General features: G+C 62.6%; 17 protein-coding genes. 10 read left to right on the top strand and 7 right to left on the bottom strand.

Annotation, left to right across the window (positions count from 1 at the left end; genetic code table 11):
• The first annotated feature begins 159 nt into the window (after positions 1 to 159).
• The 9 genes from K4A76_RS18670 to K4A76_RS18710 all read left to right on the top strand — a co-directional run bounded on the left by K4A76_RS18670 (position 160) and on the right by K4A76_RS18710 (position 12959).
• A complete protein-coding gene (locus K4A76_RS18670) occupies positions 160 to 2211 on the top strand; it encodes a putative bifunctional diguanylate cyclase/phosphodiesterase (RefSeq protein WP_029887117.1) in 2052 nt (683 codons plus the stop codon).
• A gap of 144 nt (positions 2212 to 2355) precedes the next feature.
• Complete coding sequence (locus K4A76_RS18675; RefSeq protein ID WP_197886353.1) at positions 2356 to 3690, top strand: imelysin family protein; 1335 nt, start codon at positions 2356 to 2358, stop codon at positions 3688 to 3690.
• A 145-nt stretch (positions 3691 to 3835) separates the two neighbouring features.
• A complete protein-coding gene (locus K4A76_RS18680) occupies positions 3836 to 4318 on the top strand; it encodes a hypothetical protein (protein WP_115295360.1) in 483 nt (160 codons plus the stop codon).
• A gap of 12 nt (positions 4319 to 4330) precedes the next feature.
• Positions 4331 to 4717, top strand: a complete 387-nt coding sequence (locus K4A76_RS18685) for a hypothetical protein (protein ID WP_274410904.1) — start codon at positions 4331 to 4333, stop codon at positions 4715 to 4717.
• 110 nt (positions 4718 to 4827) lie between these two features.
• On the top strand, positions 4828 to 6255 hold the full coding sequence (locus K4A76_RS18690; protein WP_274410905.1) for a di-heme oxidoreductase family protein: 1428 nt from the start codon (positions 4828 to 4830) through the stop codon (positions 6253 to 6255).
• An 18-nt stretch (positions 6256 to 6273) separates the two neighbouring features.
• On the top strand, positions 6274 to 7338 hold the full coding sequence (locus K4A76_RS18695) for an imelysin family protein (RefSeq protein ID WP_009686819.1): 1065 nt from the start codon (positions 6274 to 6276) through the stop codon (positions 7336 to 7338).
• Between the two features lie 2 nt (positions 7339 to 7340).
• On the top strand, positions 7341 to 8438 hold the full coding sequence (locus K4A76_RS18700) for a DUF1513 domain-containing protein (RefSeq protein WP_274410906.1): 1098 nt from the start codon (positions 7341 to 7343) through the stop codon (positions 8436 to 8438).
• A 315-nt stretch (positions 8439 to 8753) separates the two neighbouring features.
• On the top strand, positions 8754 to 9902 hold the full coding sequence (locus K4A76_RS18705) for an efflux RND transporter periplasmic adaptor subunit (RefSeq protein ID WP_274410907.1): 1149 nt from the start codon (positions 8754 to 8756) through the stop codon (positions 9900 to 9902).
• A 12-nt stretch (positions 9903 to 9914) separates the two neighbouring features.
• Positions 9915 to 12959: a multidrug efflux RND transporter permease subunit gene (locus tag K4A76_RS18710; protein WP_274410909.1), complete on the top strand. Its 3045-nt coding sequence runs from the start codon at positions 9915 to 9917 to the stop codon at positions 12957 to 12959.
• 82 nt (positions 12960 to 13041) lie between these two features.
• Here K4A76_RS18710 and K4A76_RS18715 read toward each other — a convergent pair whose 3' ends face one another.
• From K4A76_RS18715 to colR, 5 genes are all read right to left on the bottom strand, one after another.
• Complete coding sequence (locus K4A76_RS18715; RefSeq protein ID WP_029887498.1) at positions 13042 to 13275, bottom strand: hypothetical protein; 234 nt, start codon at positions 13273 to 13275, stop codon at positions 13042 to 13044.
• Positions 13275 to 13973, bottom strand: a complete 699-nt coding sequence (locus tag K4A76_RS18720) for a lipopolysaccharide kinase InaA family protein (RefSeq protein ID WP_009684388.1) — start codon at positions 13971 to 13973, stop codon at positions 13275 to 13277. Before K4A76_RS18720 ends, K4A76_RS18715 begins: the two co-directional genes overlap by 1 nt.
• A 6-nt stretch (positions 13974 to 13979) precedes the next feature.
• On the bottom strand, positions 13980 to 14660 hold the full coding sequence (locus K4A76_RS18725; protein ID WP_054913949.1) for a class I SAM-dependent methyltransferase: 681 nt from the start codon (positions 14658 to 14660) through the stop codon (positions 13980 to 13982).
• A gap of 107 nt (positions 14661 to 14767) precedes the next feature.
• Entirely contained in the window at positions 14768 to 16078 is a 1311-nt protein-coding gene (locus K4A76_RS18730) for a sensor histidine kinase (RefSeq protein WP_274410911.1), read from the bottom strand.
• Positions 16068 to 16751, bottom strand: coding sequence for a two-component system response regulator ColR (gene colR, locus K4A76_RS18735; protein WP_009684391.1), 684 nt, complete (start codon positions 16749 to 16751; stop codon positions 16068 to 16070). Before colR ends, K4A76_RS18730 begins: the two co-directional genes overlap by 11 nt.
• Before the next feature lie 183 nt (positions 16752 to 16934).
• Here colR and K4A76_RS18740 point away from each other — a divergent pair, with 183 nt between their 5' ends.
• The gene (locus K4A76_RS18740; RefSeq protein ID WP_009684392.1) at positions 16935 to 17663 is read left to right on the top strand and encodes a phosphatase PAP2 family protein; all 729 of its coding nucleotides are present in this window, start codon (positions 16935 to 16937) and stop codon (positions 17661 to 17663) included.
• Positions 17664 to 17765: 102 nt separating this feature from the next.
• On the opposite strand, the gene groL is transcribed toward K4A76_RS18740, so the two are convergent.
• Together groL and K4A76_RS18750 are read right to left on the bottom strand one after the other, a co-directional pair.
• The gene (groL, locus tag K4A76_RS18745) at positions 17766 to 19406 is read right to left on the bottom strand and encodes a chaperonin GroEL (RefSeq protein ID WP_009684393.1); all 1641 of its coding nucleotides are present in this window, start codon (positions 19404 to 19406) and stop codon (positions 17766 to 17768) included.
• Between the two features lie 49 nt (positions 19407 to 19455).
• A complete protein-coding gene (locus tag K4A76_RS18750; RefSeq protein ID WP_009684394.1) occupies positions 19456 to 19749 on the bottom strand; it encodes a co-chaperone GroES in 294 nt (97 codons plus the stop codon).
• Between the last annotated feature and the right edge of the window lie 105 nt (positions 19750 to 19854).

Consider the following 19854-nt stretch of genomic DNA (forward strand, 5'->3'; position numbering starts at 1 on the left):
CAGGCGGCAGAGCGCGCTAACATCAAATCTTTGGAAGATTGAGACAGCGCACTCAAGTTGCGGGGGCAGGCAACCGATACACTGCTCATGGTAGGCCGATAGTGTATCGTCATCGTTGATGGCAAAATGATGCCATGCGCATGGATTAAGGAAACCCCATTGAAGCTGGAATTGCGGAACAGCTTGTCGGTCAAGTTGCTCAGGGTCGTGCTGCTGTCGGCGCTGGCGGTCGGCGTACTGCTCAGCTGTGCGCAAATTGTCTACGACACCTACAAGACCCGCCAGACCGTGAACAACGATGCCCAGCGCATCCTCGACATGTTCCGCGACCCGTCGACCCAGGCGGTGTACAGCCTCGACCGTGAAATGGGCATGCAGGTGATGGAAGGCCTGTTCCAAGACGAATCGGTACGCATGGCGTCCATCGGCCACCCCAATGAAACCATGCTGGCAGAAAAGTCCAGGCCGCTGCGGGACACCTCCATGCGCTGGCTGACCGACCTGATTCTCGGCCAGGAACGTACCTACACCACGCAACTGGTCGGCCGCGGCCCCTACAGCGAGTATTACGGCGACCTCAGCATCACCCTCGACACCTCTTCGTATGGTGAAGATTTCCTGATCAACGCGGTCATCATCTTCATTTCCGGCGTATTGCGCGCCCTGGCCATGGGCCTGGTGCTGTACCTGGTCTACCACTGGCTGCTGACCAAGCCGCTGTCGAAGATCATCGAGCACCTCACGCAGATCAACCCCGACCGCCCCAGCCAGCACCAGATCCCGCTGCTAAAGGGGCACGAAAAGAACGAACTGGGCCTTTGGGTCAACACGGCCAACCAGTTGCTGGCTTCGATCGAGCGCAACACCCACCTGCGTCACGAAGCGGAAAACAGCCTGCAGCGCATGGCCCAATACGACTTCCTGACTGGCCTGCCCAACCGCCAGCAGCTGCAACAGCAACTGGACAAGATCCTGGTCGACGGTGGCCGCCTGCAACACCGGGTGGCGGTACTGTGCGTGGGCCTGGACGACTTCAAGGGCATCAACGAACAATTCAGTTACCAGGTGGGTGACCAACTGTTACTGGCCCTGGCCGACCGTCTGCGGGCGCATAGCGGCCGCCTGGGTGCCCTGGCGCGGCTGGGCGGCGACCAGTTTGCCCTGGTGCAAGCCAACATCGAGCAGCCCTACGAAGCTGCCGAACTGGCGCAAAGCATCCTGGATGACTTGGAGGTGCCGTTCGACCTCGATCACCAGCAGATCCGCCTGCGCGCCACCATCGGCATCACCCTGTTCCCGGAAGACGGCGACAGCACGGAAAAGCTCCTGCAGAAAGCCGAGCAGACCATGACCCTGGCCAAGGCCCGCTCGCGCAACCGCTACCAGTTCTACATTGCCAGCGTCGACAGTGAAATGCGCCGCCGCCGCGAGTTGGAGAAGGACCTGCGCGAAGCCCTGCCGCGTAACCAGCTGTACCTGGTGTACCAGCCACAGATCAGCTACCGCGACCACCGCGTGGTCGGCGTGGAGGCCCTGCTGCGCTGGCAGCACCCGGAACTGGGCATGGTGCCGCCCGACCAGTTCATCCCGCTGGCCGAACAGAACGGCAGCATCATCAGCATCGGCGAATGGGTACTCGACCAGGCCTGCCGGCAGTTGCGGGAATGGCACGACCTGGGCTTCAGCGACCTGCGCATGGCGGTCAACCTGTCTACCGTGCAGTTGCACCACAGCGAGCTGCCGCGGGTAGTCAACAACCTGTTGCAGGCCTACCGCCTGCCACCGCGCAGCCTGGAGCTGGAGGTTACCGAAACCGGCCTGATGGAAGACATCAGCACCGCCGCCCAGCACCTGCTGAGCCTGCGCCGTTCCGGGGCGCTGATTGCGATCGACGACTTCGGCACCGGTTATTCGTCGCTGAGCTACCTGAAGTCATTGCCGCTGGACAAGATCAAGATCGACAAGAGCTTCGTCCAGGACCTGCTTGACGACGATGACGACGCTACCATCGTTCGCGCCATCATCCAGCTGGGCAAAAGCCTGGGCATGCAGGTCATCGCCGAGGGCGTGGAAACCGCCGAGCAGGAAACCTACATCATTGCCCAGGGCTGCCACGAGGGCCAGGGCTATCACTACAGCAAGCCGTTGTCGGCGCGTGAACTGACCCACTTCCTCAAGCAAGCCCAACGCAATCAGGTCTCGATGCTCTGAACCTGCTCGGCCGGCCAAGCCAGCGACCTGGATTTGCATGAAATACGCCCCCGCCCCTTTACAGCAAATGCAAATCTTTCGCATGATGTTGCCGTTTCGCATGCCTAGGCGCACTGTCCAACCACACGACGCAGGAAACCCATAATGATTCGAATGCCTCTGGCCTCCGCCAGTCTGCTGGCCATGGCCATCGCCCTCGCCGGTTGCGGCGAAAAAGACGACAAGGCTGCCGCTGCGCAAGCGCAGGCACCCGCTGCCGCCAGCACCACCGCTGCAGCGCCAGGGGCTGTCGACGAAGCCGCTGGCAAAGCCGTGGTCAAGCATTACGCAGAAATGGTCTATGCCGTGTACAGCGACTCGCTGAGCACCGCAAAAACCCTGCAGAACGCTGTCGACGCGTTCCTTGCCAAGCCAGACGATGAAACCCTGAAGGCTGCCAAGCAAGCCTGGGTTGCTGCACGCGTGCCTTACCTGCAGAGCGAAGCCTTCCGCTTCGGCAACACCATCATCGACGACTGGGAAGGCCAGGTGAATGCGTGGCCGTTGGACGAAGGCCTGATCGACTATGTCGACAAGAGCTACGAGCATGCCCTGGGCAACCCCGCCGCCAGCGCCAACATCATCGCCAACACCGAGATTCAGGTCGGCGAAGAAAAGATCGACGTCAAGGACATCACCCCCGAGAAGCTGGCCAGCCTGAACGAACTGGCAGGGTCCGAAGCCAACGTCGCCACGGGCTACCACGCCATCGAATTCCTGCTGTGGGGCCAGGACCTCAACGGTACCGGCCCAGGCGCAGGCGCCCGCCCGGCGTCGGACTACCTGGAAGGCCAGGGTGCTACCGGCGGCCACAACGAGCGCCGCCGCGCCTACCTCAAAGCCGTGACCCAGTTGCTGGTCACCGACCTTGAAGAGATGGTCGGCAACTGGGCTCCGAACGTCGCCGACAACTACCGCGCCAAGCTCGAAGCCGAGCCGGTCAACGATGGCCTGCGCAAGATGCTGTTCGGCATGGGTAGCCTGTCGCTGGGCGAACTGGCCGGTGAACGCATGAAGGTTTCCCTGGAAGCCAACTCGCCGGAAGACGAGCAGGACTGCTTCAGCGACAACACCCACTACTCGCACTTCTACGATGCCAAGGGTATCCGCAATGTCTACCTGGGCGAGTACACCCGCCCGGACGGCACCAAGGTCAGCGGCCCGAGCCTGTCGTCGCTGGTAGCCAAGGTTGACCCGGCGGCCGACGCCACCCTCAAGGCCGATCTGGAGGCCACCGAGGCCAAGATCCAGGTCATGGTCGACCATGCGCAGAAAGGCGAGCACTACGACCAGTTGATCGCCCCCGACAACGCTGCCGGCAACCAGATCGTTCGCGATGCCATCGCCGCCCTGGTCAAGCAGACCGGTGCGATCGAACAGGCTGCGGGCAAGCTCGGTATTGCCAACCTGAACCCGGATACCGCGGACCACGAGTTCTGATTCGGTAACGGCGCCTCACCCCGAACGCCCGGCCTTGTGCCGGGCGTTTGCGTTTGTGCTGCAGGTGCTGTGGTTCCAGATGCCTGTCCTGCCTTTCGCCCTTCATTCTGGCCCCATTCACGGGATCACCAGGCCGGAGGGCGCAGTGCTACAGATTCTTGATGTTTGGGGGGAAGGCCGAATCGTTCAGCGCGTGGGGGGCAAGGACATCATTACCGGCTTCACCCACGCCTATAACCTGAATAAAGCCGGCCAGCGCATTTCCAACGGGCCGCGCACAGGCGAGCGCATCCCCCACCTGTATCAGGTCGACGAATACGATGCGCCCCGTTTCCCGCTGGACACCCGCGCCATACCCCACGTAACCCTGATGGGCGCCCCCATCACTTACCACGTGGCCCTGGAGATGTGCAGGGTGCTTGCCCACTCCGGCAAGATCTACCTGTACGACCCCAACGAAACCGACCGCAAGATGTTCGAGGCTGTCGCCTTTGCCCAGGGCCTGCAGCTGCTGGGGCGCTTTGACCCCGCCGAACTGGACCCGCCTTTCAACGAGATCACCTTGCTTGGCGTGTACGTCTACCGCAGCCCGAGCAGCCCGCTACCCCGCCCAGAAACCCGACCGTAAAAGGACCTTCACATGGCCAGCGTCACCTACCTGTGCTCCATCGCCAACAACACCCCCTACACCCTGACCGTGGTCGACGGTGAGAACCGCAGCAAAAGCGTTGCAGTCGGCGCCCAGCACGCCTGGAACGGCGCACTGGCCGTGCCGTGGATCGGCAAAAGCGATGAAAACCACAAAGCCTTGCGCCTCATCCTCGGCCCCGCTGCCGAAGCCAGCATCTGGGTCTTCCAGGATTACTGGAAACCGGCCCACGAGAATGCCATCAAACAGCTCACTGCCCGCACCATGGACTATGACAGCGACGAGGTCATCGAAGTGGCCGGCAACAATCGCAATGGTGGCAACAAGAATCTGATCGTCAGCCTGGTGAACCGCCACTTCAAGCTGTATCTCGCCTGAGGGCCACAAGCAACGACGATTTCATCGAGCAAACGCAAATTGCTCTTATTCAATGATCCTGGGCCTGCTAAGCTTGCACGCCGGTTTTTTGCCCAAGCCCAGGATTCTCGATGTCCTTGTCGCTGTTTCGACTCAGCCCCCTGCTGCTGGCCTTTGCCCTCGCTGCCTGTGACGACGCCCCGCGCTTCACCCAGGCCGAGCCCGGCGAAGCCTTGTCGGCTGGCCTGGCCACCGTACAGCGCAGTGACCGCAACGCCTACGCCCAGCCCTCGGCCAACCTTTCACCGGAGCGGCGGCTGGACTTCGCCGTAGGCAACAGCTTCTTCCGCAGCCCCTGGGTGATCGCCCCCTCCACCACGACTGCACGCGATGGCCTGGGCCCGCTGTTCAACACCAATGCCTGCCAGAACTGCCATGTGCGCGACGGCCGTGGTCATCCCCCAGCCGCCAATGACAGCAACGCCGTCGGCATGCTGGTGCGCCTGTCTATCCCCGACCAACCCTACCTGGCCAAGGTGATCGAGCGCGTCGGCGTGGTGCCGGAACCGGTCTATGGCACCCAGTTGCAAGACATGGCCATCCCCGGCGTGGCCCCGGAAGGCAAGGTGCGGGTGAGCTATGCCCAGCACACGGTGACGTTCGAGGATGGCCATCAGGTGCAACTGCGCAAGCCAAGCCTGCAGATCACTCAGTTGGGCTACGGCGTGATGCACCCCGACACCCGGTTTTCCGCACGGGTGGCCCCGCCGATGATCGGCCTGGGCCTGCTCGAAGCCATCCCCGAAGCCGCCCTGCTGGCCAACGAAGACCCCGACGACCGTAACCACGACGGCATTCGCGGGCGGGCCAACCGGGTATGGGATGACGCCCAGGGCAAGACCGTGGTCGGGCGCTTCGGCTGGAAGGCCGGCCAACCCAACGTCAACCAGCAGAACGTGCATGCCTTCGCCGGCGACATGGGCCTGACCAGTACCCTGCAACCCAAGGACGACTGCACGGCGGCACAAGCCGCGTGCCTGGCTGCGCCCAATGGCGATGGCGCCGATGGCGAGAAGGAAGTCAGCGACAACATTCTGCGCCTGGTCACCTTCTATACCCGCAACCTGGCCGTGCCGGCACGCCGCGACGTGGGCGCGCCACAGGTGCTGGCGGGCAAGAACCTGTTCTACCAGGCCGGCTGCCAGGGTTGCCATACACCGCAGTTCACCACCGCCGCCGATGCAACCGAGCCAGAGCTGGCCGACCAGGTCATCCGCCCCTACAGCGACCTGCTGCTGCACGACATGGGGCCGGGCCTGGCCGACGAGCGCACCGAATTCGCCGCCAACGGCCAGGACTGGCGTACCGCGCCGCTGTGGGGCATCGGCCTGAGCGAAACGGTCAGTGGCCACAGCCAGTTCCTGCACGATGGCCGTGCGCGCAACCTGCTCGAAGCCGTGCTTTGGCATGGTGGCGAAGCCGAAGCGGCACGCAATTTCGTTCTCACGTTCAATGCCGAGCAGCGCGCCGCGCTGCTGGCGTTCCTGAATTCCCTTTAAACGCGCAAAGGAGCCGGCATGTTCCGACCCAAATTGTTGTTCACCAGCCTCGCCGCACTCGCCCTCGGCGCCTGCTCGCCGCAGGACCCGCAAGCAGTGACCTCCGCCGCCATCGCCAAACAGGTGATCCTGCCCACCTACAGCCGCTGGGTCGAAGCCGACCGTACCCTGGCCGCCAGCGCCTTGGCCTACTGCGAAGGCAAGGAAGACCTGGAAAAGGCCCGTGCCGACTTCCTCAACGCACAAAAAGCCTGGGCTGAACTGCAACCGCTGCTGGTGGGCCCTCTGGCCGAAGGCAACCGCGCCTGGCAGGTGCAGTTCTGGCCCGACAAGAAAAACCTGGTCGGCCGCCAGGTAGAGCAATTGGTCAACGGCGACAAGCCAGTCGATGTGGCCGCCCTGGGCAAGGCCAGCGTGGTGGTGCGTGGGCTGTCGGCCTATGAATACATTCTGTTCGACAGCAAGCCGGACATCGCCACAGCCGAACAGAAGGCCCGTTATTGCCCGCTGCTGGTCGCCATCAGCGAGCACCAGAAGCTGTTGGCCGAGGACATCCTCAAGAGCTGGAACAGCACCGACGGCATGCTCTCGCAGATGACCAAGTTCCCCAACCAGCGCTACGCCGATTCCCACGAGGCCATTGCCGACCTGCTGCGCTCACAGGTGACCGCGCTGGATACGCTGAAGAAAAAACTCGGCGCCCCCATGGGCCGCCAAAGCAAGGGCATCGCGCAGCCGCTGCAGGCCGAGGCCTGGCGCAGCCACAGCTCGCTGAAAAGCCTGGAAGCCACCCTCAAGGCTGCCCAGACCGTGTGGGTCGGCGTCGACAACCAGGGTTTGCGCGGCCTGCTGCCCAGCGATCAGAAAGCGTTGGCAGACAAGATCGACGCCGCCTACGCTACCTCGCTCAAACTGCTGGCCGACAATCAGAAGACCCTGGGCGAGTTGCTGGCCGACGACGCCGGCCAACAAACCCTCAACCAGCTCTATGACAGCCTCAACGTGGTCCACCGCCTGCACGAAGGCGACCTGGCCAAGGCGTTGAACATCCAGCTGGGCTTCAATGCCAACGACGGTGACTGATCATGCTGCGACGCCAGGCAATCAAACTCGGTAGCGTACTGCTCAGCGCCCTTACCCTGGGTGGCTGGAGCCTGTTCCGCAACAAAGGCAGCGAACCCTTGCTGCTCTCGGCGCGTGACGACGGCGACGGCAAGCACTATGCCGTGGGGTTCCGCCTGGACGGCACCCAGGTGTTCAGCACCCAGGTTGCCCAGCGTTGCCATGCCATCATCCATCACCCTGAACAGCCGATCGCCCTGTTCGTCGCCCGCCGCCCCGGTACCGAAAGCTACCTGGTCGACTTGCGCGACGGGCGCTTGCTGCAAACGGTGGTTTCGCAAGCGGACCGGCACTTCTACGGCCATGCGGTGGTGCACAAAAGCGGCGAATGGCTGTACGCCACCGAGAACGACACCCGCGACCCGGGGCGGGGCGTGCTCGGCGTGTACCGCTTCGAAGGTGCGCGCCTGGTACACACCGGCGAGCTCCCCACCCACGGCATTGGCCCGCACGAGGTGGCCTGGCTAGCCGACGGCGAAACCCTGGTGGTGGCCAACGGCGGGATCCGCACCGAGGCCGAAAGCCGGGTCGAGATGAACCTCGATGCCATGGAGCCGAGCCTGGTGCTGATGCAGCGTGACGGCACCTTGTTGAGCAAGGAAACCCTCGCCCAGCAAATGAACAGCGTGCGCCACCTGGCAGTGGGCAGCGATGGCACCATTGCCGCCTGCCAGCAGTTCATGGGCGACGCCGATGAAACTGCCGAGTTGCTGGCCATCAAGCGCCCGGGCGAGCCGTTCAAGGCCTTTCCGGTGCCCGAGCAGCAACTGCAGGCCATGGCCCAGTACACCGCCAGTGTGGCTATCCACAGCGAGCTGCGGCTGGTGGCGCTGACCGCGCCACGGGCCAACCGCCTGTTCATCTGGGACCTGGACAGCGGCGCTGTGCGGCTCGACGCCCCTATGCCCGACTGTGCCGGGGTCGGTGCGGTCAAGGACGGGTTTGTCGTGACCTCCGGGCAGGGCCGCTGCCGCTTCTACGATTGCACCAAGGCACAACTGGTCGGGCAACCGATGAGCCTGCCGTCCGGGTTCTGGGACAACCACCTGCATCTGGTCTGATTGATCCGTGGCCTTCACCGGCCCTATCGCCGGCAAGCCAGCTCCCACAGGGATCGCATCAGGGCTGATAGGTGTTTGTCACAAGATATGCAGCGCCTGTGAGATCGAGCGCCGCGCGGGCGGCGCTCGATCTCACAGGCGCTGAAGGTGCTGCGGCGATCCCTGTGGGCGCCGGCTTGCCGGCGATAGGGCCGGTGCAGACAATTTACTCCCCTTCAGACAAAAAACAGTCAATACTTCCCCCATCCACACGTGGGCAGGATCGCCCGTTGTCGTGCCAGAACGAATAACAACCGCATCCAAGGAACCGGACCTATGCTGCGCCGCCGCATGCTCATCATGTTGGCCGTGGTTCTGCTGATCGTGCTGGCCCTGGGGGGCTACAAGGCTTTCTCGATCTACCAGCAGATCCAGATGTTCACTGCCCCCAAGCCGCCTATCACCGTGGCGGCAGCCTTGGCCGAACAACGCCAGTGGCAACAGCGCCTGCCCGCGGTCGGCAGCCTCAAGGCGCTGCAGGGTGTCGAGCTGAGCCTGGAGGTCGAAGGCATCGTCAAGGCCCTGTATTTCGACTCTGGGCAAACGGTCAAGGCCGGGCAGCTGCTGCTGCGGCTCAACGATGACCAGGAAACCGCATTGCTCGGCACCGCCGTGGCCGACCTGGGCCTGGCCAAGGTCGACTTCGGCCGCGGGCGGCAACTGGTGGGTGACTCGGCGATCTCCCGTGGCGAATACGACCGCCTCAATGCCCAGTACCAGCGCAACCAGGCGGTGGTCGAGCAGCTCAAGGCTTCGAAGAACAAGAAAAGCATCAGCGCGCCCTTCAGTGGCACCCTGGGCATCCGCCAGGTGGATGTCGGCGATTATCTGGCGCCAGGCACCGTCATCGCGACCCTGCAGAACACCTCCGGCCTATACGTCGACTTCAACGTGCCGGAACAGGCCTTGCCCCGGCTGAGCCTCGGCCAACAGGTGCTGGTGCAAGTGGCTGCCTACCCGGACCAGACCTTCCCCGCCAGCCTCAGCGCCATCAACCCCAAGGTCGATGAAACCACGCGAAACCTGCTGGTGCGCGCGACCCTGGCCAACCCCGACGGCAAATTGCTGCCGGGCATGTTCGCCAGCCTGCAGGTACTGCTGCCCGATCCGCAGTTGCAGGTGGTGGTGCCGGAAAGTGCCATTACCTACACCCTGTACGGCAACTCGGTATATGTCGCCACCGCGAAAAAGGACCAGCACGGCAAGCCGCAGCACGATGAACAGGGCCACCCCCAATGGGTCGCCGAACAGCGCACGGTGCAGACCGGCGAGCGCCGTGACGGCGTGGTGGTGGTCAGCAAAGGGTTGCAGGCCGGGGAACAGGTAGTCACTGCCGGGCAGCTGAAGCTGACCCCCGGCGCCGCAATCCGAATCGGCCAGGACCAGGCCGTCAAGCCCGCCCCGGGCGCCGCGACCAAGGACTGACTGGAGGCTGGCATGGCGTTCACCGACCCGTTCATCCGTCGCCCGGTGCTGGCCAGCGTAGTCAGCCTGCTGATCCTGTTGCTGGGTATCCAGGCCTGGCACACGCTGCAGATCCGCCAGTACCCGCGCATGGAAAACGCCCTGATCACCGTCACCACGGCCTACCCCGGGGCCAACGCCGAAACCATCCAGGGCTACATCACCCAGCCGCTGCAGCAAAGCCTGGCCAGCGCCGAAGGTATCGACTACATGACCTCGGTGAGCCGGCAGAATTTTTCCGTCATATCCATCTACGCGCGCATCGGTGCCGACAGCGACAGGCTGTTCACCGAACTGCTGGCCAAGGCCAACGAAGTGCGCAACAAGCTGCCGCAGAACGCCGAAGACCCGGTACTTAGCAAGGAAGCCGCCGATGCTTCGGCGCTGATGTACATCAGCTTCTACAGCGAACAGATGAGCAACCCGCAAATCACCGACTACCTGTCACGGGTGATCCAGCCCAAGCTGGCCACGCTACCCGGCATGGCCGAGGCAGAAATCCTCGGTAACCAGGTATTTGCCATGCGTCTGTGGCTGGACCCGGTGAAACTGGCCGGTTTCGGCCTGGCGGCCAGCGACGTGACCGACGCCGTGCGCCGCTACAACTTCCTGTCTGCTGCCGGCGAAGTCAAAGGCGAATACGTGGTTACCAGCATCAACGCCAGCACCGAGCTGAAGTCAGCCGAGGCGTTCGCCGCCCTCCCGGTCAAGACCAGTGGCGACAGCCGCGTACTGCTGGGTGACGTGGCGCGGGTGGAGATGGGGGCGGAGAACTACGACACCGTCAGCTCATTCGACGGCACGCCCTCGGTGTACATCGGCATCAAGGCCACGCCCGCCGCCAACCCGCTGGAGGTGATCAAGGAAGTACGGCGGGTCATGCCCGACCTGGAAAGCCAGTTGCCCTCGGCGCTGAAGGTGTCGATCGCCTACGACGCCACGCTGTTCATCCAGGCCTCCATCGACGAAGTGATCAAGACCCTCGGCGAAGCGGTGCTGATCGTCATCCTAGTGGTGTTCCTGTTCCTTGGCGCCCTGCGCTCGGTGCTGATCCCTGTGGTGACCATTCCGCTGTCGATGATTGGCGTGTTGTTCTTCATGCAGATGATGGGCTACTCGCTGAACTTACTGACCCTGCTGGCCATGGTCCTGGCCATCGGGCTGGTGGTGGACGATGCGATCGTGGTGGTGGAAAACATTCACCGGCATATCGAAGAAGGCCAGTCGCCGTTCGATGCAGCCCTGGAAGGCGCGCGCGAGATCGCCATGCCTGTGGTGTCGATGACCATCACCCTGGCAGCGGTGTATGCGCCCATCGGCTTTCTCAGCGGGCTCACCGGGGCACTGTTCAAGGAGTTCGCCCTGACCCTGGCCGGCGCAGTCGTCATTTCCGGTATCGTCGCCCTGACCCTGTCACCGATGATGTGCGCCCTGCTGCTGCGCCGCGAGCAGAATTCCAGCGGCCTGGCCCACTGGCTCGATCGGCAGTTCGCGCGCCTGAAGGTACGCTACCAGCGCCTGCTGCACGGTACGCTCGACACCCGGCCGGTGGTACTGGTGTTTGCCGTGATCATCCTGTGCCTGATTCCGCTACTGCTGAAGTTCACCCAGAACGAACTGGCCCCCAACGAGGACCAGGGGGTGATCTTCATGATCAGCAGTTCCCCGCAGCCAGCCAACCTAGACTACCTCAACGCCTACACCAACCAGTTCACCCCACTGTTCAAGACCTTCCCCGAATACTATTCGTCGTTCCAGATCAACGGTTTCAATGGTGTGCAAAGCGGCATCGGTGGCTTCTTGCTCAAGCCCTGGAACGAGCGCGAGCGTACGCAAATGGAGCTGCTGCCACTGGTACAGGCCAAGCTGGAAGAGGTCGCCGGCCTGCAGATCTTTGGCTTCAACCTGCCGTCGCTGCCCGGCACCGGAGAAGGCCTGCCGTTCCAGTTCGTGATCAACACCGCAGGCGACTACCCGGCACTGCTGGAAGTGGCCCAACGCATCAAGGCTCGGGCCCAGGCATCGGGCAAGTTCGCCTTCCTCGACATAGACCTGGCCTTTGACAAACCCGAGGTAGTGGTCGATATCGACCGGGCCAAGGCGGCGCAAATGGGGGTATCGATGGACGTCCTCGGCAGTACCCTGGCCACCTTGCTGGGTGAAGCCGAAATCAACCGTTTCACCCTCGACGGGCGCAGCTACAAGGTCATTGCCCAAGCCGAGCGCGCATACCGCGACAACCCCGGCTGGCTGAACAACTACTACGTGAAGAACGACCAGGGCAAGCTGCTGCCGCTGGCGACCCTGGTCACCCTCACCGACCGCGCTCGCCCGCGGCAGCTCAACCAGTTCCAGCAGTTGAACTCGGCCATCATTCAAGGCGTACCGATGGTCAGCCTGGGCGAAGCGCTGAAGACCGTGCAGGACATCGCCCGCGAAGAGGCGCCGGAAGGTTTCGCCTTCGACTATGCCGGCGTGGCCCGCCAGTACGTGCAGGAAGGCAGCGCACTGTGGGTGACTTTTGGCCTGGCGCTGGCGATCATCTTCCTGGTCCTGGCGGCCCAGTTCGAAAGTTTCCGGGATCCGCTGGTGATTCTGGTTACGGTACCGTTGTCGATCTGCGGGGCGCTGTTGCCACTGTTCCTGGGCCTGTCGAGCATGAACATCTACACCCAGGTCGGGCTGGTGACATTGATCGGGCTGATCAGCAAACACGGCATCCTGATCGTCGAGTTCGCCAACCAGTTACGTGATGAGCTTGGCCTGGGCGCGCGCGAGGCAATCGAAGAAGCAGCGGCGATTCGCCTGCGGCCGGTGCTGATGACCACAGCGGCAATGGTGTTCGGCATGGTGCCGCTGATCCTCGCGACCGGGGCCGGGGCGGTAAGCCGCTTCGACATCGGTGCCGTGATCGCGACCGGCATGTCGATCGGCACGTTGTTCACCCTGTTCGTACTGCCTTGTATCTACACCCTGCTGGCGCACAAGACGGTGGCCAAGGAACCTGCTGCCGCCTGAAACCCGCCCACCGAGGGCCACCTGCAGAAACGCCAGAGGCCTCGCGCTTGCGAGGCCTCTGGCATGTACAGCTACACCGGTTTCAACCAAATGGCCGCAACCCTTGGCGCAGGCCAAACAGCAACAGCAACAGATCCTGATCCGGCTCTACCCTGGCCTTCTGCTGCGGTTTCACGTCCCGCGGCAGTGCGCACTGGGCGGCCATCTCAGCCTTGCTGAATACCGTCGGCCTCGGCTCTTCCCAGGCAGCCACCGCTACAGTGGTCACCGCCAGGCCCGCTACCAGGAACAAAGCTCGAGCTATTTCTAGTTTCATTACCCTAACCCTTTGACAGCGCTGCCAAACGCCACCTTGTAAAAGTAGAGTAGCGTCTGCCATTCCGCCTCGTTGAGCGACGAATGGCGGCGCAATTGGCGCAGGTCGTTACCCGCCGCGCGCTGGCAACTGAAACGTCGCCGACACTTCTCGAGGTCGAGCAGCGCCACTTCGACACGGGCTTGCTCGCCCTCGCCCAGCACCTTGACGAACACATGCTTGCCGTACAGGCAGCCGTGCTGCCAATGGCCCAGGTGCATGCGCGCCAGGTTTTCGGCAAGGTCCTTGAGCATGCGCTCGTGGACCACCTGTGGGTAACGGTCTCGGGCACCTTGGGCATGCCAGGTGTCCAGCTCCACAAATCCGTCCAGTGCTTCGCTGACCAGCAGCGCCCGCCACTGGTGGTCGGCATCGCGCTGGGCACCACAGAACACCAGGCGCGGTACACGCACCCCCAGTTGCTCGAAGCTGTTCAGCGCATCGAGTTCACGCAGCACGGTTGGCCGGCCGAAGGGGTGCAACAGGCTGCGATAAATATGCCCGACCTGACGCTTTGCATACAGCAGTTTGCCGTTGGCATCGTTGAGCCGTTGCACACCACTTTCGCCACCCCGGCGCTGGTTAGGCTCCTCTACCCACTCGCCTTGCTGGCGCCAGTAAAAATCGAAGCGCGACTCCCCATTCTGGGCTACAGCCATCAAACACTACCCCTTACGCAATACATAAACCCGCCACATGGCATAGAACGGCAGGAAGTCGAGGCGTTCCTGGATCCTGAAACCGGCGGCGCGGAATTCTTCTTCGACCGTGTCGGCCGGTAACACAAACCGGTTCTGGTAATGGTTCTGCTCGGCTTTGGTGCTGCGGCGCTGTTCCAGTTTCCTGCGCCGCCAAGCCTTGAAGTTGCCGTCCACCCACAGTGACAAGATCACACTATCACGGCTAACTCGTTGAAATTCAGAAAGAATCTTCTTTCTGTGGGCTGCCTCGCCAATATGGTGAAACAGCCGCATGCAAAAAATGCTGTCGACGGAGTTGTCGGGCAAGTCGATGTCGAATGCCGATGTCTGCAAAGGCCGTACCCGCGCGACCACTTCTGGCGGTTGCGCAGCACAGGCGGTCTCGATCATCGCCTCGGAATTATCGGCACCGATGATGACGCGGTTGTTCTTTTCTGCCAGCAGCGGCCAGAAACGACCAGCGCCGCAGGGCAAGTCCAGGACCAGGCCAGGCTCACCCGCCAGCGCCAGTGCGCGGCGGGCCAGTTGTTCATCTCGCTTGTGAGACAGCCGGCGGGCCAAGCCATCCTGGTGCTTGAGAAAGTACTCTCGGGCATGGTCTTTGTCGTACTTCTCGGAAAATTCAAGCTTGATAGGGCTACGCATTGAGCATCTCCTGATTCCATTGCGCTCACATTAGGTAAATGCGCGTAGGAATCAGGTCATGCTGATGTGAAAAAAGTGTTGGCCACGGTAACACGTGTAACAACGCATTACCCAGCCACGACGTCCGGCTCTTCTTTCATTCGCGTATTGCTCAAGTCGACATGGAAACGGCAGCCATGGGGTACAGAAGAGGTCAAGGTCACCCGCCAGCCCTGGTCGTCACAGATGCGCTGCACCAGCGACAAGCCCAGCCCAAGGCCCTCGCCGCGCCGCTCGTCACCGCGCACGAACGGCTTGAACATGGCTTCGCGCTGTTCTTCCGGTATGCCCACGCCACTGTCTTCCACGCTGAAGCCATTGCTTTCCAGGCTCAGGCGGATGTAGCCGGCATCGGTGTAGTGCGCCGCATTGCGCAGCAGGTTGCCCATCACCGACTGCAGGAAGGTCGCGTTGTACAGCACTGAGCTGGCACTGGCCTGGCCATCGAAATACAGGGTCAGGCCCTTCTGTTCGATGGTGTCGCGCCACACCCCGATCAGCTCGTTGGCCACTTCGCGCAGGGTCGCCCGGGAGGCCACTGCGCCTTCATCACGTTGCGCCCTGGCCAGCATCAGGAAGGTCTTGACCAGCTCGCGCATCTCTTCGGTTGCCCGCGCCACGCGCTCCACCTGGCTGCGCGCGCGGGTGTCGAGGTTGGGGTTTTCCTGCAGCAGCTCGCAGGACGTGGCCAGCACCATCAATGGGGTGCGCAACTCATGGCTGACGTCACTGGTGAACAGCCGTTCACGGGTCAGCGCATCGCGCAGGCGGCCCAGCGTGTCATCGAACGCCACCGCCAGCTGGCCGACTTCGTCCGCCGCGTAGTCCGGCGCCAACGGCGGCGCCAGGCCCAGCAGCTGGTCACGGTGGCGAACTTGCCGCGCCAGGCGGATCACCGGTGCCATCACCCGCCGCGCCACCAGCCAGCCCAGGATCACCGCCAGCACCAGGCTGAGCACGAAGCCCACCAGCACCACCGCGAACAGCACACGCTCGCGCTCCTCGAAGTCGCTTTGGTCCTGCAGCAATACATAGCGGCGGCCATCGACGATCTCGACCATCGCGTGGTAGGAAAGCTGGTCGCGGAATACTTCGTGGAAGCCACGGTCCAGGTGGCGCAGGTCTTTGGGCAGCTCGAAGTCGTCCCGCCCACCGCTGAAGTAGAACAACTGGTCGGGGCGCGGGCGGTGGCTCCAGTCGCTGACGCTGTCCATGCGCAGCAGGCGCTGCAAGTCACCGCCCAGTACCGATGAAATCAGCCGCTCTTCGACCAAGTGCACGGTGCCGACGATACCGAAGGCGAAGGCCCCGGCCACCAGCGCGCTCATCAGGGCAAAGGCGATGATGATGCGCTGGGCAAGGCTTTGCTTAAACTCCATCACGACCCTCGGCGAGGCGATAGCCGACGCCATGGACGGTATGCAGCAGCGGTTTTTCGAACGGTTTGTCGATCACCTGGCGCAGTTGGTGCACATGGCTGCGCAGGCTGTCACTGTCGGGGCAGTCGTCCCCCCACAGGGCTTCTTCCAGCACTTCGCGGCGCAGTACATGAGGGCTCTTCTGCATCAACACGGCCAACAGCTTGAGGCCGACAGGGTTGAGCTTGAGCATGCGGCCCTGGCGGGTGACCTCCAGGGTGTCGAGGTCATAGCTCAGATCAGCCACCTGCAGGCTGCGCCGCCCGCCGCCCTGGGCCCGGCGCAGCACGGCTTCGATGCGTGCCGCCAGCTCGGACAGGGCGAAAGGCTTGAGCAGGTAGTCGTCGGCCCCGGAACGGAAGCCTTGCAGGCGGTCGTCCAACTGGTCGCGAGCGGTAAGCATGATCACCGGCGTGTCGCGGCGGGCGTCTTCGCGCAGGCGCTTGCACAGCGTGTAGCCATCGATACCGGGCAACATGATGTCGAGCACGATCAGGTCATAGTGCTCGGTGGCAGCCAGGTGCAGCCCGGACAGGCCATCCTGGGCGCAGTCGACGGTATAGCCCTTCATGCCCAGGTAATCGGCCAGGTTGGCCAGGATATCGCGGTTGTCTTCAACCAAAAGAATGCGCATCGGTTTCTCCTGTGCGGCGCTTCTCGCTGTGGTGCGCGGCAGGCGCAGCTTACGGCCTATGCCTGCAGGGTGCCAGCCCCCGGAAAAATTCACCGCACTTGACGGTTTTTTCACTGATCCTTCACGGACACAGGATAGCGGGCCGACGACAATGGCCGATCTTTTTTCCGCCCTGGAGCCGCCATGCAGCAAGCAACCCGCCCTCGCCCGATCAATTACTGGCTGTACCTGGGTATTCCGTTGGCGACCGCGTTGGCCCTGATTCTGCTGGAGCTGACGTCAATCGACATGGACCTCGCCAAGCTGTTCTTCGACCCTGTAGCCGGGCAGTTCATTGGCCGCCACAGTTATTGGCTGGAAAACATCCTGCATGACCGGGTCAAACAGGGGGTGATCCTGCTGGGGCTGATAGCGCTGCTGACCTTCGCCGCCAGCTTTTTCGTCAAGCGCCTGTTCGGCTGGCGCCGCGAGCTGGGCTGCCTGGTGTTGGCGCTGGGTTTGTCCACCGCGTTTGTCACGCCCCTGAAGAAGGTGACGCAGGTGCAGTGCCCCTGGAGCCTCACCCAGTTTGGCGGTACCGAAACCTACAGCAAGCTGCTGCAACCACGGCCGGCCACCGACAAGCCCGGGCTGTGCTGGCCGGGCGGGCATGCCGCGACCGGGTTCTGCCTGTTCGGCCTGTTCTTCATGTTGCGTGACCGCAAGCCGCGCCTGGCGCGGGCGGCATTCGTGGTGGCCTTGCTGGCAGGTTCGCTGCTTGGCGTTGGGCGCATGCTGCAAGGGGCGCACTTCCTGTCGCACAACGTGTGGACGGCGGTGTTCTGCTGGTTGATCGGGTTGGGGTCGTATTATCTGGTGCTGTATCGCCGGGGCATGGTAGAAGTGCCCGCGGTCAAAAACAGCGTTGCCTGAAGCCGGGGCCGCTTAGCGGCCCAATGGCGCCCACAGGAGAATAAAAAAAGCCCCGGTTCTCACGAACCGGGGCTTTTTCTTGGTGCAGGGGGTAAGACTGGCTTACATCATGCCGCCCATGCCACCCATGCCGCCCATGTCAGGCATGCCAGCAGCTGGCTTGTCTTCTGGCAGGTCGGCAACCATGGCTTCGGTGGTGATCATCAGACCGCCGATCGAAGCAGCAGCTTGCAGCGCCGAACGGGTGACCTTGGCTGGGTCCAGGATACCCATCTCGATCATGTCGCCGTACTCGCCGGAGGCAGCGTTGTAACCGAAGTTACCCGAACCTTGCTTGACCTTGTCAGCGACAACGCTTGGCTCGTCGCCGGCGTTGGCAGTGATCTGGCGCAGCGGCGCTTCGACAGCGCGGCGCAGCAGGGCGATACCGACGTTCTGGTCTTCGTTGTCGCCTTTGAGGTCGATAATGGCTGCCAGGGCGCGAACCAGGGCAACACCACCGCCAGGCACCACGCCTTCTTCAACGGCTGCACGGGTAGCGTGCAGGGCGTCTTCAACGCGGGCTTTCTTCTCTTTCATTTCAACTTCGGTACCAGCACCGACCTTGATCACGGCAACACCGCCGGCCAGCTTGGCCAGACGCTCTTGCAGCTTCTCACGGTCGTAGTCCGAAGAAGTTTCTTCGATCTGGGCACGGATCTGCTTGACGCGTGCTTCGATCTCGGTGTCAGCGCCAGCACCATCGATGATGGTGGTGTTTTCCTTGGACAGGATCACGCGCTTGGCGTTACCCAGGTGCTCCAGGGTAGCGGTTTCCAGCGACAGGCCGATTTCTTCGGAGATGACCTGGCCACCGGTCAGAACGGCGATGTCCTGCAGCATGGCCTTGCGGCGGTCGCCGAAGCCAGGTGCCTTGACCGCTGCAACCTTGACGATGCCGCGCATGTTGTTGACTACCAGGGTAGCCAGCGCTTCGCCTTCGACGTCTTCAGCCACGATCAGCAGTGGGCGGCCGGCCTTGGCAACGGCTTCCAGCACTGGCAGCAGCTCGCGGATGTTGGAGATTTTCTTGTCGACCAGCAGCAGCAGCGGGCTTTCCAGCTCGGCAACCATGGTGTCTGGCTTGTTGACGAAGTAAGGCGACAGGTAGCCGCGGTCGAACTGCATGCCTTCTACGACGGACAGTTCGTTTTCCAGGCCCGAGCCTTCTTCAACGGTGATCACGCCTTCTTTACCGACTTTTTCCATGGCTTCGGCGATGATTTCACCGATGGAGCTGTCGGAGTTGGCGGAGATGGTACCGACCTGAGCGATGGCCTTGGAATCGGCGCATGGCTTGGACAGGTTCTTCAGCTCGGCGACAACGGCAGCAGTGGCCTTGTCGATACCGCGCTTCAGGTCCATCGGGTTCATGCCGGCAGCGACGGCTTTCAGGCCCTCGTTGACGATGGCCTGGGCCAGAACGGTGGCGGTGGTTGTGCCGTCACCGGCGGCGTCGTTGGCCTTGGAAGCGACTTCCTTGACCAGCTGGGCGCCCATGTTTTCGAAAGCGTCTTTCAGCTCGATTTCTTTGGCGACGGAAACGCCGTCCTTGGTGATGGTTGGCGCGCCGAAGCTCTTGGCCAGAACCACGTTACGACCTTTCGGGCCGAGGGTAGCTTTTACCGCGTCAGCCAGAACGTTGACACCAACCAGCATTTTTTTACGAGCGGAGTCGCCGAATTTTACGTCTTTAGCAGCCATGATCGTTTAATCCTTGGAAATTCTTTGGAGTAACGGGAAGTCGGGGAAATCAGCCTTCGATAACGGCGAGGATTTCATTCTCGGCCATGACCAGCAGGTCTTCGCCATCGACTTTCACGGTGTTGCTGCCCGAGTAAGGGCCGAAAACCACTTTGTCACCGACCTTGACGGCCAGTGCACGGACTTCGCCGTTTTCCAGAACGCGACCGGTGCCAACAGCAACGACTTCGCCGCGGTTAGGTTTTTCAGCGGCCGAACCCGGCAGGACGATACCGCCAGCGGTTTTCGATTCTTCTTCGCTGCGACGGATGACTACGCGGTCATGCAGAGGACGAAGCTTCATTGTCGATCTCTCCCAAATTGTGGTTTTCATCGGCCGGTATCGAAACCGGCGGGTTGAGGCTGTCCGGCGTTGCCGGAAGGTAGCCCGCTAAGGGCAAGCCACCTG

Source organism: Pseudomonas sp. NEEL19, assembly GCF_028751975.1.
In the GTDB taxonomy this organism is placed as follows: domain Bacteria; phylum Pseudomonadota; class Gammaproteobacteria; order Pseudomonadales; family Pseudomonadaceae; genus Aquipseudomonas; species Aquipseudomonas juntendi.